We start from the raw sequence: 17,135 nt of genomic DNA, 5'->3' as shown, positions 1-17,135 counted from the left end.
AATGCAGGTGTATCGTATTCGCCCTTCATTGCCGGCCATGCTGGCAGCTTGATTGCGCAGAAAGAGGTACCCGCAGCGATGTCCTTTACCCGTCGACAAATGCTCCAAGGCCTGACCGGTCTGGTGGTGGTAGGCCTGGGCGCCGGTGGTGCAGCGCGTTACTGGCTGGGCAAGGTCGAGGACGAGAACGCCGGGCATGACTACCAGCTCATCGCAGCGCCCCTGGACGTCGAACTGGTGCCAGGGTTCAAGACCGAGGCCTGGGCCTTTGGCCCGTCGGCGCCAGGCACCGAGCTGCGCGTGCGCCAGGGCACCTGGCTGCGGGTGCGCTTCATCAACCAGCTACCGGTCGAAACGACCATCCACTGGCATGGCATCCGCCTGCCGTTGGAAATGGACGGGGTGCCGTATGTTTCGCAGTTGCCGGTCAAGCCAGGCGAGTATTTCGACTACAAGTTCCGCGTGCCCGATGCCGGCAGCTATTGGTATCACCCCCATGTCAGCAGTTCCGAGGAGCTCGGCCGTGGCCTGGTCGGCCCGCTGATCGTCGAGGAGCGCGAGCCCACCGGCTTCAAGCACGAACGCACGCTCAGCCTGAAGAACTGGCACGTCGACGAGCAGGGCGCCTGGCTGCCGTTCAGCATCCCCCGCGAAGCTGCGCGCAACGGCACCGCCGGGCGCCTGATCACCATCAACGGCCAGGCCGAATCGGTCACCGAGCTGCCGGCTGACCAGGTGGTGCGGGTGCGATTGCTCAACCTGGACAACACCTGGACCTACCGCATCAACCTCAAGGGCAACTGCGAGGCGATGATCTATGCCCTCGACGGCAACCCGGTGACGCCGCGCAAGCTCGACGACGACTACTGGCTCGGCCCTGGCATGCGCATCTGCCTGGCTATTCGTATTCCACAGGCGGGCGAGGAGATCTCCCTGCGCGACGGTTTCGTGCGCCTCGGCACACTGCGCTCCGTGGCGCATGACGAGGCGCCCGGTGAGTGGCCGCCAGCACTGCCGCCCAACCCCATCGCCGAGCCGGACCTGGCCAACGCCGAGAAGCTCAACTTCAATTTCGAATGGGTCGGCAAAGTTTCGGTCAATACCGACAACGGCAAGCCGCCGAGCCTGTGGCAGATCAACGGGCAAGCTTGGGACATCACCGACAAGACCTGCGCCGATCGCCCCATTGCCACTTTGCAGAAGGGCAAGAGCTACATCTTCGAGCTGAAGAACATGACCCAGTACCAGCATCCGATCCACCTGCACGGCATGAGCTTCAAGGTGATCGCCTCGAACCGCCACGACATCAAGGAGCCGTGGTTCACCGACACCTACCTGCTGGGCAAGAACGAGCGGGCCCAGGTGGCGTTGGTGGCGGATAACCCCGGCACCTGGATGTTCCACTGCCACGTCATCGACCACATGGAAACCGGCCTGATGGCCGCGATCGCGGTGGTCTGATGCGCCCACAGATCATCGATCGCAGCCGCGACCAGGAATTCATGCGCATGGCCCTGGCCCTGGCCGCCGAGGGCGCAGCCATGGGCGAGGTGCCGGTGGGGGCGGTGCTGGTGCAGCATGGCCAGGTGATCGGCCAGGGCTTCAACCGGCCGATCTTCGACAGCGACCCCAGCGCCCATGCCGAGATGGTGGCCATTCGAGCGGCAGCCAAGGCTGCCAGCAACTACCGGCTGCCGGGTAGCACCCTGTACGTGACCCTGGAGCCCTGCAGCATGTGCGCCGGGCTGATCGTGCATTCGCGGGTGGCGCGGGTGGTGTACGGGGCCCTGGAGCCCAAGGCGGGCATCGTGCAGAGCCAGGGACAGTTTTTCGGGCAGGCTTTTCTCAACCATCGGGTGATGGTGGAAGGTGGGGTGCTGGCGCAGGAGTGTGGACAGATCCTGAGCGAGTTCTTCAAGGCCCGACGGGCGAAAGCCTGAATCACATCGGTGGCGACTGGTCTGCCGGCTTGTCCTTGTTCACCCCTGGCACGTGCAGGTTGCCTTCGGCCACCTGGCCTTCGAGCTGTGGCTGGGTCACCCAGGTGAGGATGTCGTAATAGCGGCGGATGTTGGCCACGAAGTGCACTGGCTCGCCGCCTCGGGCATAGCCGTAGCGGGTCTGCCGGTACCACTGTTTCTGCGACAGGCGTGGCAGCATCTTCTTCACGTCCAGCCACTTGTTCGGGTCGAGCTTTTCCCGCTTGGCCAGGGTGCGGGCGTCTTCCAGATGGCCGCTGCCGACGTTGTAGGCGGCCAGGGCGAACCAGGTGCGGTCCGGTTCCTTGATGCTGTCGTCGAGCTCGGCCTTGATCTTCATGAAGTACTTGGCCCCGCCCTGGATGCTCTGCTTGGGGTCCAGTCGGTTGGAGACGCCCATGGCCTGCGCGGTGCGCTGGGTCAGCATCATCAACCCGCGCACGCCGGTCTTGGAGGTGACCTCTGGCTGCCACATCGATTCCTGGTAGCCGATGGCCGCCAGCAGGCGCCAGTCGACCTGCTCGACCTTGGCGTAGCTCTTGAAGTGCTTCTCGTACTTGGGCAGGCGTTGTTGCAGGTGCTGGGCGAAGGTGTACGCGCCGACGTAGCCGAGCACGTCGACATGGCCGTAATAGCGTTCTTTCAGGCGCTGCAGGGTGCCGTTCTTCTGCGCCTTGTCGAGGAACTCGTTGACCTCGTTGAGCAGGCTGTTGTCGTCGCCAGTGGCCAATGCCCAGCGCTGCTCGCGGCTGTCGCCCAGGTCGAAGGCGACCCGCACGTTGGGGAAGTACACCTGGTTCATCGCCAGCTCATTGGAATCGACCAGGGTCAGGTCGATCTGCCCCTCGTCGACCATGCGCAGCAGGTCGACCACTTCGACGGCGTCGGATTCTTCGTATTCCAGGCCCGGATAGCGCTTTTTCAGCTCGGCCAGCTGGTCGGCGTGGCTGCTGCCCTTGAGCACCATGATCTTCTTGCCGATCAGATCCTTTGGCTCGGTGGGGCGGGAGCGGCCATTGCGGTAGATGACCTGCGGCGTCACTTCCAGGTACGGATGGGAGAATTTGGCCTGGGCCTGGCGCCGTTCATTGCTGACCAGGCCGGCCGCCGCCAGCACCGGGCCGGAGGGCTTGCCCAACTGATCGAACAGTTCGTCGAGGTTGTCGGCGGTTTCGATCTCCAGCTTCACGCCGAGATCGTCGGCGAAACGCTTGACAAGTTCGTACTCGAAGCCGGTTTCGCCGTTGCGGTCCTGGAAGTAGGTGGCCGGGCTGTTGCGGGTGATCACGCGCAGCACGCCGTCCTCCTTCACACGCTCGAGGGTGCTGGGTTTTTCAACACAGGCACCGAGCATCAGAAAGAGACCGGTTGCGAAGAGCCATCTGGCGCAGCGCTGGCGCAAAGCAGTACGGGCGAACATAGCTTGCAGTATACGCAAAGGACCGGCAGCGCCATATCTCGACAATGGGCGGGTTGTCTGGTATCGGCCCGGTAATCGTTGCATCTATTGGAACAGCGGAAAACATCGGAATTTTCTGACCTCCGGGTCCGGTTAAGCCGCCCGGCAGGCTTGGCTTAGAGCGGGTGCCGAAAGCCATCGATTTAGGCTAGAATGCACGGCCTCTAAGCACACCCCTTCCTGAGGCTGTCCCGACGATGTTGATCCTGCGCGGCGCTCCTGCCCTTTCTGCCTTTCGCCACGGTAAATTACTCGAGCAACTGAGCCAGAAAGTCCCCGCTGTTACTGGTTTGTATGCCGAATTTGCCCACTTCGCCGACGTTGACGGCGAGCTGACCGCCGACCAGCAGCAGGTGCTGGGCCGTCTGCTCAAGTACGGCCCGAGCGTGCCGGTGCAGGAGCCAAGCGGCCGCCTGTTCCTGGTCGTGCCGCGGCTGGGCACCATCTCGCCCTGGGCCAGCAAGGCCAGCGACATCGCTCACAACTGTGGCCTGCAGTCGATCCAGCGCCTGGAGCGTGGTATCGCCTACTACGTCGCAGGTTCGCTGAGCGACGCCGACGCCGAGCTCATCGCCGCCGAGCTGCATGACCGCATGACCCAGCGCGTGCTGGCCAAGCTGGAGCAGGCCGCCGATCTGTTCAGCCACGCCCAGCCCAAGCCGATGACCTCGGTCGATATTCTTGCCGGCGGCCGCCAAGCCCTGGCCCAGGCCAACATCGACCTGGGCCTGGCCCTGGCCGAAGACGAGATCGACTACCTGGTCAACGCCTTCCAGAACCTGGCGCGCAACCCGAACGACATCGAGCTGATGATGTTCGCCCAGGCCAACTCCGAACACTGCCGTCACAAGATCTTCAACGCCAGTTGGGACATCGACGGCCAGGCTCAGGAAAAGAGCCTGTTCGGCATGATCAAGAACACCTACCAGATGCACAACGAAGGTGTGCTCTCGGCCTACAAGGACAACGCCTCGGTCATCGTCGGCAATGTCGCCGGGCGCTTCTTCCCGAACCCTGAGACCCGCCAGTACGGCGCGGTGCAGGAGCCGGTGCACATCCTGATGAAGGTCGAGACGCACAACCACCCGACCGCCATCGCCCCGTTCTCCGGCGCCTCCACCGGCTCCGGCGGCGAGATCCGCGACGAAGGTGCCACCGGCCGAGGCGCCAAGCCAAAGGCCGGCCTGACCGGCTTCACCGTGTCCAACCTGCGCATCCCCGGCTTCGAACAGCCATGGGAAAAGGCCTACGGCAAGCCGGACCGTATCGTCGATGCCCTCGACATCATGATCGAAGGCCCGCTGGGCGGCGCCGCGTTCAACAACGAATTCGGTCGTCCGGCGCTGACCGGTTACTTCCGTACCTTCGAGCAGGCCATCAATACCCCGCACGGTGAAGAAGTGCGCGGCTACCACAAGCCGATCATGCTCGCCGGCGGCATGGGCAACATCCGTGAAGACCACGTGCAGAAGGGCGAGATCACCGTCGGCGCCAAGCTGATCGTGCTCGGCGGCCCGGCCATGCTGATCGGCCTGGGCGGCGGCGCTGCTTCGTCGGTCGCCACCGGTGCCAGCTCCGCCGATCTCGATTTCGCCTCGGTACAGCGCGAAAACCCGGAAATGGAGCGCCGCTGCCAGGAGGTCATCGACCGGTGCTGGCAGCTGGGCGACGACAACCCGATCGCCTTCATCCACGACGTCGGCGCCGGTGGTATCTCCAACGCCTTCCCCGAACTGGTCAACGACGGTGGCCGCGGGGGCCGCTTCGAGCTGCGCAACGTGCCCAACGACGAGCCGGGCATGGCCCCGCACGAGATCTGGAGCAACGAATCGCAGGAACGTTACGTGCTGGCCGTCAGCGCCAAGGATTTCGAGCGCTTCCAGGCCATCTGCGAACGCGAGCGCTGCCCCTTCGCCGTAGTGGGTGAAGCGACCGAAGAGCCGCACCTGACCGTGACCGACAGCCACTTCAACAACACCCCGGTGGACATGCCGCTCGACGTGTTGCTGGGCAAGCCGCCGCGCATGCACCGTTCGGTGACCCGCGAAGCGGAGCTGGGTGACGACTTCGACCCGAGCGAGCTGGACCTGGACAGCGCCGTGCAGCGTGTGCTCAACCACCCGGCCGTGGCCAGCAAGAGCTTCCTGATCACCATCGGCGACCGTACCATCACAGGCCTGGTGTCCCGTGACCAGATGGTCGGCCCATGGCAGGTGCCGGTTGCCGACTGCGCCGTTACCGCCACCAGCTTCGACGTCTATACCGGTGAAGCCATGGCCATGGGCGAGCGTACGCCGCTGGCGCTGCTGGACGCCCCGGCGTCCGGCCGCATGGCGATCGGCGAGACCCTGACCAACCTGGCTGCCGCGCAAATCGAAAAGCTGTCCGATATCAAGCTGTCGGCCAACTGGATGTCCGCCGCCGGCCATCCCGGTGAAGACGCCCGTCTGTACGACACCGTCAAGGCAGTCGGCATGGAGCTGTGCCCGGAGCTGGGCATCACCATCCCTGTCGGCAAAGACTCGATGTCGATGAAGACCAAGTGGAGCGAAGCGGGCGAGGAGAAGAGCGTGACCTCGCCGATGTCGCTGATCATCACCGGCTTCGCCCCGGTCACCGACATTCGCAAGACCCTGACCCCGCAACTGCGCATGGACAAGGGCGAGACCGACCTGATCCTGATCGACCTGGGCCGTGGCAAGAACCGCATGGGTGCCTCGATCCTGGCGCAGACCTACGGCAAGATCGCGGCCCAGGCACCGGACGTCGACGACGCCGAAGACCTCAAGGCGTTCTTCGCCGTGATCCAGGGTCTGAACGCCGACGGCCACCTGCTGGCCTACCACGACCGTTCCGACGGCGGCCTGCTGACCACCGTGGTGGAAATGGCCTTTGCCGGCCATTGCGGCCTGGACCTGCAACTCGACCCGCTGACCGATAACAGCAAGGACGTGCCGGCCATCCTCTTCAACGAAGAGCTGGGAGCGGTGATCCAGGTTCGCCAGGATGCCACCCCGGACGTGCTGGCGCAGTTCAGCGCTGCAGGCCTCGGTGAAGAATGCGTTGCAGTGATCGGCAAGCCGGTCAACAACGGTGAAGTGTCCATCAGCCTCAATGGCGAAGTGCTGTTCGACGACGACCGTCGCATGCTGCAGCGCCAGTGGGCCGAGACCAGCTACCAGGTCCAGCGCCTGCGCGACAACGCCGACTGCGCCGACCAGGAATTCGACGCGCTGCTCGAAGAAGACAACCCAGGCCTGTCGGTGAAACTGGGCTATGACGTCAACGACGACATCGCCGCGCCGTACATCAAGAAGGGCGTGCGTCCGCAAGTGGCGATCCTGCGCGAGCAGGGTGTCAACGGCCAGGTCGAGATGGCAGCCGCCTTCGACCGCGCAGGCTTTGCCGCCATTGACGTGCACATGAGCGACATCCTCGCTGGCCGTGTCGATTTCGCCGAGTTCAAGGGGCTGGTGGCCTGCGGTGGCTTCTCCTACGGTGACGTGCTGGGCGCCGGTGAAGGCTGGGCCAAGTCGGCGCTGTTCAACAGCCGTGCCCGCGATGCCTTCCAAGGCTTCTTCGAGCGCAGCGACAGCTTCGCCCTGGGCGTGTGCAACGGTTGCCAGATGATGTCCAACCTGCACGAGCTGATTCCGGGCACCGAGCACTGGCCGCACTTCGTGCGCAACCGTTCGGAGCAGTTCGAGGCGCGCGTGGCCATGGTCGAAGTGCAGAAGTCGAACTCGATCTTCCTGCAGGGCATGGCCGGTTCGCGCATGCCGATCGCCATCGCCCACGGCGAAGGCCATGCCGAGTTCGCCAGTGAAGAAGCACTGCTGGCAGCAGACATGTCCGGTTGCGTGGCCCTGCGTTACGTCGACAACCACGGCAAGGTCACCGAAGCCTACCCGGCCAACCCGAACGGCTCGCCGCGCGGGATTACCGGCCTGACCAACCGCGATGGCCGCGTCACCATCATGATGCCGCACCCCGAGCGTATGTTCCGCGCCGTGCAGAACTCCTGGCGCCCGGACGAGTGGCAGGAAGACGCCGCGCTGATGCGCATGTTCCGCAATGCGCGGGTGTGGGTGAACTAAGGCGTGTACAAGCTCGCCTTCTTCGTCCCGGCCAGCCATGTGGACGTGGTCAAGGAAGCCGTGTTCGCCGCTGGCGGCGGACGCATTGGCGACTACGACCACTGCGCCTGGCAGACCTTGGGCCAGGGCCAGTTTCGCCCGTTGGACGGCAGCCAGCCGTTCATCGGGCAGGCAGGCCAGGTCGAGGTGGTCGAGGAGTGGAAGGTGGAGCTTGTGGTGGCTGACGATCTGATCACCCAGGTCGTCGCGGCGCTCAAGCAGAGCCACCCGTACGAGACGCCAGCCTATGAGGTCTGGCGGCTCGCCGAGTTCTAGAGCGCAGTGGCTCCATCGCGGGCAAGCCCGCTCCCACAGGTACAGCACAGTTCTTGGTCGCTGTGCTGTACCTGTCGGAGCGGGCTTGCCCGCGAATAGCCTCACATCGCCGTATCAGATTGTTCCAATCTCCCCGCCATCGATCCGTTGAATCACCACCGTCGCCGCCCGCGGTCGCACTCGCGTGCCCGCTGGTGTGGCATCGGTCGCCTTGTCGGTATACGGCCAATTGGCCGGGTGCTGCACGTTGATGAACAGCGTCTTGTTGTCCGGAGTAAAGGTGATACCCGTCATTTCGCAGCCGTTCGGACCAACGAAAAAGCGGCGTAGATCTGCCTGGTTCTGCGCATCGACCGGTACCTGCTTGCCATCGGCGCCCACCAGTTGCGTAGGAATCACCGCCAGCAACTGATCGTTGGTGTAGTCGGCAACGCTCTTCTCGCTGTTGTCGGTCTCGAACCACAACACACCACGGCTATCGAAACTCATGCCATCGGGGCTGGCGAACTGGTTCAGTTCGCTCAGGCCCGAGCGGTTGATTTCGGCGCCACCACCGGCGTTTGCGCCGTACACGAAGATATCCCAGGCAAAGCTCAGCTGATCGTCGCTGTCGTGCCAGCGGATGATATGGCCATGCAGGTTGGGCCCGCGTGGGTTGGCGGCATCGGTCTTGTCGGCGCTGCGCACGCTATTGTTGGTCAAGGTCAGGTAGGCGTCGCCATTGAGTGGGTTGACGGCGGTCCACTCCGGCCGGTCCATGGGGGTCGCGCCTACGGCGTCGGCGGCGCCGCGGGTGTTGACGATGATGCCCGGCAAGTCGCCATACAGCGCGCCCAGGGTGCCACCAGCGGCGGTCTTGCTGGCGACGTCCAGCAATAGCCAGACACCCGTGCCATCGGCATCGAAGCGGGCCACGTAGAGCTTGCCGTGGTCCAGGTACTTGGCGCCTGTGGCCAGGCGGTCGCGGGGGGTGGCATCCGCCGCGTCCCACACCGCGTCGGAGACGAACTTGTACAGGTACTCGTTGTTGGAGTCGTCGCCCATGTACCAGACCAGCGGCTTGCCTGCCACCGCCAGGCCCGGGCAACAGCCTTCATGGCGCAAACGCCCCAGCGCGGTGCGCTTGGTGGCGCGGGTGCTGGCATCGAAGGGGTCGATCTCGACGATGTAGCCGAAGGTGCTGGCTTCGTTGCGGTAATCGTCGGTGGCGCTCTCGCCGCGAGGGGTCACGTCGAAACGGGTGAATTCATCGTCTACCTCGCTGCTATCGCCAGCGGCGCTTTCCCACTTGTACAGGCCGCTGGAGGTGACGACGCCGATGCGCGACTGGTCGGCGGGCAGGGTGCCTTTGTTGACGAAGATCCCCGGCCAGTTCTCTTCGCAGGTGAGGTAGGTGCCCCACGGCGTGTAGCCGTTGCCGCAGTTGTTGTTGGTGCCGCGGCAACGGGTGCCGTCGGGCGAGAAGCGGGTCTTGACGTGGTCGCTGCCTCGCAAGGGACCGCTGATGTCCATCTGCGAGGCGGTGGTGAAGCGGCGGTTGAGCGGGTCGTTGTCGACCACCTGCCAGCGCCCGTCGAGCTTTTTCAGGCGGACCACGCCGGCACCATGGGCGTTGATCTCCTTGCGCACCTCCTCGGCCGGGCGCTTGCCGCTGGCATCGAGCGTCGGGCCGGCAGGGTGCAGTGCCTGCTGATCGATGTATTCGAAGTTGATGGCCAACAGACCCTCTTCGGAACTGCCTTCGATGGGGAAGAAGTGCATGCCGTCGTGGTGCATGCCCATGGCGTTGGCCTGGTCGGCGGCGCTGTTGCTGCCGTCGGCTTTCCAGGCGTTGCCGGCACTGTTCAATGGCGTCCCCCAAGGGGCCAGGACGTAGGCGCTGTAACCGCTGGCGAGGGTGCAGGCATCGGTGCGCGAGCCGGGGATGGACTGGAAGCCCAGCGACAGCTGCGTGGGCTTCGTGGGCTGCGGGCCGGGCGAGGTGGCGCCATCGTCCTTGCCGGGGTTGCTGTCGAAGCAACCTGCCAGGCCCCCACCGGCGATCATGGCAATGGCGGCACCCAGGCTGCCACGCATTACGCTGCGCCGGCTCAGGTACAGGTCCATGACGCTGGTCATCGGTGCATTGCCGCTGTGGTTGCGGTCCAGGTTGTCGCCGCTGTCTCGGCTCATCGAGCTGTCCTTGTAGTGACTGAGTTGGCAGAACCCGCGACTGTAAGTCGCAAGTATGATGATCAGTTGACAGAAATGTGATGGGCGGGAAATTCCTGTGTGCGCATGTTGCCCAGCGCCGCCGCCGGAGGACCGTCAGGCGGCGCTGGGCGTGCGGCGTTTAGTCAGCCTTGCCTTGGATGTGCGAAGACCACTGCTCACTGCGGTTGTGCCCGCTGGTGCGCAACAGCCCCAGGTCCAGCGCGTTGTCGCCGTCAGCAGCCCCCTTGCCCTTGGCCATATCGGCGATGGCGGTACCCAGGTCGACGGGAGAGTTGGAGGCGTCGATCGACAGATCGCGGCGCCAATCGGTGCCGCTCAGCGTTTCTCGGGTCACGCTCGCCGCGTCGAGCGCTACCTCGCCCTTGGCCGACTGCATCCGCGCACCTACCAGGTGCGCCTCGCCGGCCACGTTCAGGTCGATGCCCGCGCTACCTTTGAGGGTGGCTTGGTGGGCCACCGTGTCACGCTGCTGCTTGGACATCTCGAGTTTGAAGGTCGGGGAAAGGCCAGGTTCGACCTTGCTCAGCGTCGGGCCGGCCTTTTCGCCCACCTTGCCGCCGAAGGGGCCTGCCACGGCTCTGGCTGCGTTGGTGTAGCCCTGCGGGTTCTTCTCGTGGCTCAAGCGGGCGTCCACCTTGACGCTCAGGCTGTCGATGCTGTCCTTGCGGCTGGCGACACGCAGGTCGCCGCCGATGTTGCCAGTGATCTGGCCAGCCTCCAGGCTGACGCCCTCCAGACGCGTGTCGCCGAGGCTTTGCACGTCGATGTGATCGGCGCGCAGGGTGTCGGCGTTCCAGGTGTGGTTGTTGCGTTGGTCCAGGTTGACCTGCACGCGCCCATGTATACCGCGGGTATCGGTTGCGCCCTTGGACTGGTTGAAGCCGGCTCCGGCGGTGATGTCGAGGTTGTCGCGGCGTTCCTGGTTGGACGACGCCTCGATCAGCATGCCGCCGTTGCTCGCGTACAGCTCGATCTGCTCGGCAGAAGCCTGCAGGCCTTGCAGATGCAGGGCGAGGTCTTCGCGGGCGCGGCTGTCCAGGCTGAGCTTGCTGGCGCTGGCGAACTGGGCGTCGATCGCCTGGCGAGCCTCCTCGTCCTGCCTGCCATGGTTGAAGTGGCCACCGACTGCGCCGCCCTTGGTACCGCCGGTCTTCAAGCCGAGCTCCAGGCCGCCGCCAAGGCCGCTACCGCTGGCCTGCTGGGTATCGCTGGCGGCCTTGATGGTCAACAGGCCATCGCTCTTCAGGTGCAGGTCGGCCACCTTGGCCTCGCGCTTGCCGATACGAGTGCCTTCGAGCAGCAGGTCGCCGCCACTGCCCAGGCGTACCTCGCCCCTGGCATCGATCTGGGCCACCTGGGCCTTGGTCTGGCTGGCCTGGCGCTGACCGTGGTCCAGGTAGCCGCGACCATCGACACCGGTGCTGCCCGGGCGATTGCCCACCTTGGCCCAGGCGTTGCCGTCGAGTTTGCCCGACGTCTGGCTGGCCTTGTCGGTGGCTTGGAGCAGGGAAAGGTTGCCGCCACTCTGCATCACCACGCCACCTTCGCCGCCATCGATGCGTGTCCCCTCGTAGCGACCATCGCTGCCTAACTGAACCTGGATACCGCTCTTGCCCTGGAGGCTACCCGGCACGGCAGTACTGGCCTGCTCCTGGGTCGCCAACGAGCCGCCCTTGCCGGCGACGCGCACGTTCAAGTCTTGTCCGGTGCTGGTGTCGACCCGCAGATCGCCGCCATAGGCCAGGTGCTGTACCTCGTGCGCCTGGGTGTTGTGGGCGGCGCGCATGTGGTGTTGCTGGGCGTCGATCTGCAGCTTGCCAGCGTCGGCACGCCAGGCAGTGCCTTCGTCGTCGATACGCTCGGCCTTCACCGCAACCTGCGCCCCGGACAGTTCGCTGACCTGGGCGAAGCCGCGGCGCTGGTTTTCCAGGCGCTTGAGGTGCTCGACGGTCATGTCGCCTCCCACGCTGGGGGCGACCATCGCATCCTCGGGGGAGGCCTGCTGGAAGCGCGCGGCTTCCTCACCCTGGACCAGGCGTTCGATTGGCCGGGTGAGGTCGCGGTATTCGAGGCTGGCGCCAAGGCTGCCAGCCCATTTTTCCTGGCGTTTCTCCCGTTCGTGGATGTCTTCTACGGCGCGGTTGTCGATGTGCTTGGCGGCCACCTCGAGGGTACCGCCGGCATTGACCCGCGCCGCTTCGCTGACCAGCTCGTCAGCCTTCAGGCGCAGGTCGCCGCTGGCCCGCAGCTCGCTGCGTTGCACTGTGCTGTCACGCTCGACGGTGCTGTCGATTTGGTGATGGCCTTCGAACAGCGAGCCCAGCCGGTCGATGCCGCCGGTCAGCGTCAGGCCACCACCGCTGCGCGTCTGCTCGGTGCTCGACTGCGTTTCGTTGCGCCTGGCGCCAAGGGTCACCTGTTTGGCTTGCACGTCGAGGTCTCCCGCCGAGGCCTCGACCCTGGCGCCATTGACTTGCAGGTGCGCATCGCTGCTCAGTGCCACCGAAGCGCCTTTGAGCTGGCTGCCCTCATGGGTGACCTGGCGTTGCGAGCTGGTGCGAGTGCTCACGTCATAGCCGACACTTGCCGTGTATTGACGCGACCCAGGCTTACCGTCCTGGGCCTCTTGGGTCTGCCCGACGCTGGCGCTGAAGCCGCGTTGCTGGCTGCGAGTCTCGCGTTCATTGATCGCTTGCGCGCCATCGATCAGCACATCGCCCTTCGCCGCGACCTGCAAGTGGCCGCCCGCTTCGACCTTGGCGCCCTGGATGCGCAGCTCCTCGGCGCTGGCCAGGCGCAGGTTGGTGCTCGAGCCGACGTCGCTGCGCAGCACCTGTTGGCTGCGGGTGGTGCTGTCGTCGTTGTTGGCGAACAGGCCGAACAGCTTGCTGTTGCGCTGGTGGTCGGAGGAGGTCAGGTTGCCGTGGTCGGCCTCGATGACCAACGAGCCTTTGCTGCCATACAGCAACGCATCCTGCTCGCCATGCACGCGGCTGCCCTTGATGTCGACCTGCTCGGCGGTGACCTGCAACTTGCCGTCGGCGGTGATGTTGCTGCCGGTGACTGCCCGGCCCTGGGTATCGTTACCCTTGCGGTCGCCAAAGAATGCACCGGACACCAGATCGCCACGGTAATTGCGTCGAGTGCCGTGTTGTTCCAGTGCGGTGGTGCCGACCTCGACCTTCTTCGCGGCGATGTCGAGGTCGCCACGGCTGTGCAGGTTGCTGCCCGCGACCTTCAGCCGCTCCTTGGCGGTGACGTTCAGGTGCCCGCCATCGAGTGTGCTGGCGCGGGCGCTTTCGCGATACTGGTCGGTGTCCGTATCGCCGCGCCACAAGTGCTTGCGGTGGCGGACCTGTTCCTCGATGCGCTGGCTGTCGATACCGGCGACGATGTCGAGATTGGCCCCGCTGTCCACTGCAAGTTTGCCGCCAGCGCGGATATCGGCAGCCGCCAGGCGCATATCGGCGCCGGACTCCAGCCGTATGCTGTCAGTGGCCCGCAGTTCGGTGCCCTGCTGCTGGCGGTCGGTGGTGGTGCGCTTGCGCTCGTAGGTTTCGTGGGTGACGAACCAGAACTTCTTGTTCCAGCGCTTTTGGTCCTTGGCGATGCTCTCGGCGGTTTTCGCGTCCAGGGTCAGCTTGTTGCCGGCCTTGATCTCGATGCGCTCGGCATGGCCTTTGGCGGCGCGCATGTCGAGGTCGTCGGCGGCCGTCAGCTTCAAGTCGCCACGTTCGCTATGCAGTTGGCTCGGGAGATCGGCCTCGCCAGCGATCTCGAGCGCGCCGGCGGAATGAATGGCGATACCTTGGTCAGCCCAGACCTTCACCGGCCCGACACGCACGCCAGCGCCTTCGGCAGTGCTGACCACGCGAATGCGCCCGGCGCGCATCGCGCCGAACAGGTTGGCGTCGATGTTCGACGGCGTGCCGGGTAAATGCTGCAGCACTTCGCCAGTGGCGTAGTCGATGCGATTGCGCCCCAGGGTGAGGTTGAGGTCGCTCTTGGCCTGGAGCAGGCCTTTGCTGTCGATACGTGGCGCGATCAGGTCCAGGGCACCTTCGGCATTGCTCCCTCCGCCGCCGAGCACGTGCAGGCTGCCCTGGGCATCGAGCGTGCTGAGGTGGTTGAGCCGTGCGTCCTGCAGCTCGGGGCTGCCGACCAGCAAGCCAGCCCGGGTGGTGTTGATGAAGCTGCCGCCATTGATCGTGATGCCATTGGGGTTGGCCAGGATGTAGTCGGCGCGCCGACCGAAGATCTCCTGCGGGCCTTCGATCAACGACGTATTGCGGCTGATCACCTCGTTGAGGATGGTCGACGCCGCCTGCCCCTGGAACTGCGAATTGGCCTGCAGCGCCCCGGCCAACTGCGACTGCCCGGCCTGGGTGGCGTTGTTGAGCACCACGCCAGGCTTGCCGACGTTGTAGTCGAGGAACTGGTTGTGCGAGAGGCCGCTGGCATTCGGTGCGACGATATCGATCACCGGCACGCCGTGGCCGCTGCCGATCAGCGGGGTGCCACCAGGCCCCCGTGCTGGCGTCAGTGCCGGTTGTGCCAGGGTTGGTGTCGACGCCAGCAACGCAAGGGAAATGGCCCAGCGCAAGGTGTCGGGACGCAAGGGAGGTAGCTGCGAGATTGTCTGCATGTTCTCGTTCTCTTTGTTGTTGAATCAAAGGCTGAAGGTCCACTCCATCACCCAGAAGCCCGATTCCAGGCGTGGGCGAGGGGTGTCGTTGGCATGCAAGGCGCGCTGGTAGTCCAGGCGCAGGCGACTGCTGGGAAGGCTCAGCTCCACGCCGGCGGCGGCGCCGACCAGGTGCTGGGTGTGCTTGGCCTGAAGTGGCCGGGTCCAGCCCATGTCCAGGCCGATGTAAGGCCGCACCTGCAGTGGCTGGGCCTGAGGCAGTGTCAGGGCTTGGCTGAAGGTGTTGCGCCAGACCGCACCGCTGGAGCCGGAATAGCTGCTCAGGCGGAACCCGCGCACGGTCGAGTCGTCACTGAGCAGCAACTGCTCGGCGGCTGGCAGTGGGTCGCGGCTGTACTGCAGGCTCAGCTCGCTCTGCCAGCGCCAGGGGCGGTTCGCTGGCCCTTGGCGCAGGTGCAGCAGGTTGGCGCGGTATTTGAGGAAGTCGGGGCGTGGGGCATCTTCGTGCAGGGGGGACTGGTCGGCGCCGAACCAGTCCACGCCGCGGGCAACGCCGACAAAACCGTGCCACAGGCCGTGTTCGAGCCACAGCAGGTTGATACCCGCTTCCAGGCTGGTGAGGGTAGGGCTTTGCAGTTTGATTTCGGTCTTGCCGATGCGGTTGAGCAGTTGCTTGCGGTCGAGTCGGGCGCTGGCGCTGAGCATGCCTTGCTGGTTGCGCCAGATCACGCGTTCGGCACTCACGCCCTGGAAGCTGCTGCTGCCGTGACTCATCCGGTGTTTTTGGGGGATGGGCGCCTGGTAACTCAACTGGCTGGCGCTGACGGCGAAAGTCCAGAAGCCGTAGGGGAGGCTGTAGTAAAGGGACAGCCCCTGGCTGCGCCCAGGGGCATCGAGCACGGTCGACGACAGGCCCAGGCGCAAGTCGTCGTTCAAGCCCAGCGGGCTGTCCAGACCGAGGCCGAGATTCAGGCGATGGCGGCCGGTCAGGCTACTGCCGCGGTTGTCGAAACGGCTGTCGAGGTGCCAGCGCGAGGCCACCTGCTGCGCCTGTACGCTTACGCGAGTGGCGCCGGTTAGCGTGCCTGGCAGCAGGTCGGCAGACAGCTCGAAGGCGCGCAGGCGATTGAGTTGGTCCAGGCCCTGCTCGAGGGCGGGCAGGTACAGGGGCTGACCGAGCAGGTCAGGGAACGCGCCCTGCAGCCACAACGGCAGTTCGGCGCCCATCTCGATCGATTCGACGAAGCCCTCGACCACCACGATGTCGAGTGGTTGGTCATCCTGCGGGGGTTGGCTCAGGTAGGGGCGACTGGTGGGGTAGCCGGCCTCTACGTAGAGGCGGGTGATGGCCTTCAGCAGTTGGTTGAGGTCGTCGACGCCCAGGCAAGGGCGCAGCTGGCTGCGGATGCCTGATTCCAGCACACGGGCCGTGAGCCGATGGTTGCCGGCCAGGCGTACGCCGGTGACGGCCCAGCAGTGGCCGGTGATGGGCATTTGCGCTGGCGGCTGGTCGGGGGGCTGCTGCGTGGGGGCGCGCTGCCAGCGCTGCAGGCGCAACTGCTGCTCCAGCTGCTGTTGACTGTGTTGCTGGTCGCGCAGTTGCTGGCTGGCGGGATCGTCGCCCAGTGCCGCCGGCACCGGCAGCAAGGCGGCCAGGCAGCAGGCAAGCAGGCTGCTGGCAAATCGACAGAATCGGGACGGCATGGACTACCCCGCAAATGGCGTACGCTTCGCGTACTCGTTTGCGGGGATGCTATGAATTCAGCCCATCGTTTGGATGCAGTACAGCCCCTAGGCGCTCGTAGGGCGCAGGAGTGTTTTAGGTAGGAAGCTGCCTACAGCCTCAGCGTGCGACAGGAGCTGTCAGGGGCGAATCTCGATCAGCGTGCCATCGCGTACCAGGTCCCAGACCTCGCGCATGTCCGAATTGCGCATGGCGATGCAGCCGTCGGTCCAGTCCAGCGTGTGGAAGTACCACTCCGGATAATCGTCGTTGAGCGGCGTGCCGTGGATCATGATCATGCTGCCGGGGCTGACGCCCTCGCGGGTCGCCTGGGCGGCATCGCGAATGTTGGGGTAGGTGATGTGCATGGCCAGGTTGAAACGATCGCTTTCCTTGCGCCAGTCGAGCCAGTACAGGCCTTCAGGGGTCTTCTTGTCGCCTTCGCGCTGCTTGGCGCCCTTGGGCTGCTTGCCCAGGGAGATGCGGTAGGTCTTCAGCGGTTCGCCACGGCTGATCAATTGCAGGCGACGTTCGGACTTGATCACCAGCACCTTGTCGATCAGCGGCTGCATGGCCGCCTGCGACTGCGATTGCGCTGCCACCGGCGGCTGTGGCTTGCGAATGATGGTCTCGGTGAAGGCCGCCTGGGACACCGAGGTAACGCAAAGGCAGAAGAGGGCGAACAACCAACGCATGGAACGGT

9 protein-coding genes are annotated in these 17,135 nt (G+C 65.1%); 4 read left to right on the top strand and 5 right to left on the bottom strand.

Annotated features, from left to right (window positions below):
* Positions 1–78: 78 nt before the first annotated feature.
* Together E6B08_RS24875 and tadA are read left to right on the top strand one after the other, a co-directional pair.
* Positions 79–1,461 carry a multicopper oxidase family protein gene (locus tag E6B08_RS24875; RefSeq protein WP_136916389.1) on the top strand — a complete coding sequence of 461 codons (1,383 nt, stop codon included), beginning with the start codon at positions 79–81 and terminating at the stop codon, positions 1,459–1,461.
* Complete coding sequence (gene tadA, locus E6B08_RS24870; RefSeq protein ID WP_136916388.1) at positions 1,461–1,940, top strand: tRNA adenosine(34) deaminase TadA; 480 nt, start codon at positions 1,461–1,463, stop codon at positions 1,938–1,940. Before E6B08_RS24875 ends, tadA begins: the two co-directional genes overlap by 1 nt.
* A gap of 1 nt (position 1,941) precedes the next feature.
* On the opposite strand, the gene mltF is transcribed toward tadA, so the two are convergent.
* Complete coding sequence (mltF, locus tag E6B08_RS24865; RefSeq protein ID WP_136917487.1) at positions 1,942–3,399, bottom strand: membrane-bound lytic murein transglycosylase MltF; 1,458 nt, start codon at positions 3,397–3,399, stop codon at positions 1,942–1,944.
* 236 nt (positions 3,400–3,635) lie between these two features.
* Here mltF and purL point away from each other — a divergent pair, with 236 nt between their 5' ends.
* A complete protein-coding gene (gene purL / locus E6B08_RS24860) occupies positions 3,636–7,535 on the top strand; it encodes a phosphoribosylformylglycinamidine synthase (protein WP_136916387.1) in 3,900 nt (1,299 codons plus the stop codon).
* A gap of 3 nt (positions 7,536–7,538) precedes the next feature.
* Positions 7,539–7,850, top strand: a complete 312-nt coding sequence (locus tag E6B08_RS24855; RefSeq protein WP_136916386.1) for an NGG1p interacting factor NIF3 — start codon at positions 7,539–7,541, stop codon at positions 7,848–7,850.
* A 114-nt stretch (positions 7,851–7,964) separates the two neighbouring features.
* On the opposite strand, the gene E6B08_RS24845 is transcribed toward E6B08_RS24855, so the two are convergent.
* The 4 genes from E6B08_RS24845 to E6B08_RS24830 form a co-directional block, all read right to left on the bottom strand.
* The gene (locus E6B08_RS24845; protein ID WP_136916384.1) at positions 7,965–10,022 is read right to left on the bottom strand and encodes a PhoX family protein; all 2,058 of its coding nucleotides are present in this window, start codon (positions 10,020–10,022) and stop codon (positions 7,965–7,967) included.
* 160 nt (positions 10,023–10,182) lie between these two features.
* On the bottom strand, positions 10,183–14,709 hold the full coding sequence (locus E6B08_RS24840) for a hemagglutinin repeat-containing protein (RefSeq protein WP_136916383.1): 4,527 nt from the start codon (positions 14,707–14,709) through the stop codon (positions 10,183–10,185).
* Positions 14,710–14,733: 24 nt separating this feature from the next.
* Positions 14,734–16,413: a ShlB/FhaC/HecB family hemolysin secretion/activation protein gene (locus tag E6B08_RS24835; RefSeq protein ID WP_136916382.1), complete on the bottom strand. Its 1,680-nt coding sequence runs from the start codon at positions 16,411–16,413 to the stop codon at positions 14,734–14,736.
* A 159-nt stretch (positions 16,414–16,572) separates the two neighbouring features.
* Positions 16,573–17,127, bottom strand: coding sequence for a L,D-transpeptidase family protein (locus E6B08_RS24830; protein WP_136916381.1), 555 nt, complete (start codon positions 17,125–17,127; stop codon positions 16,573–16,575).
* Between the last annotated feature and the right edge of the window lie 8 nt (positions 17,128–17,135).

The organism is Pseudomonas putida, from assembly GCF_005080685.1.
Taxonomy (GTDB): domain Bacteria; phylum Pseudomonadota; class Gammaproteobacteria; order Pseudomonadales; family Pseudomonadaceae; genus Aquipseudomonas; species Aquipseudomonas putida_V.
The sequence above is the reverse complement of the archived record's forward strand: the minus strand, read 5'-3'. Positions and strand labels throughout refer to the sequence as shown.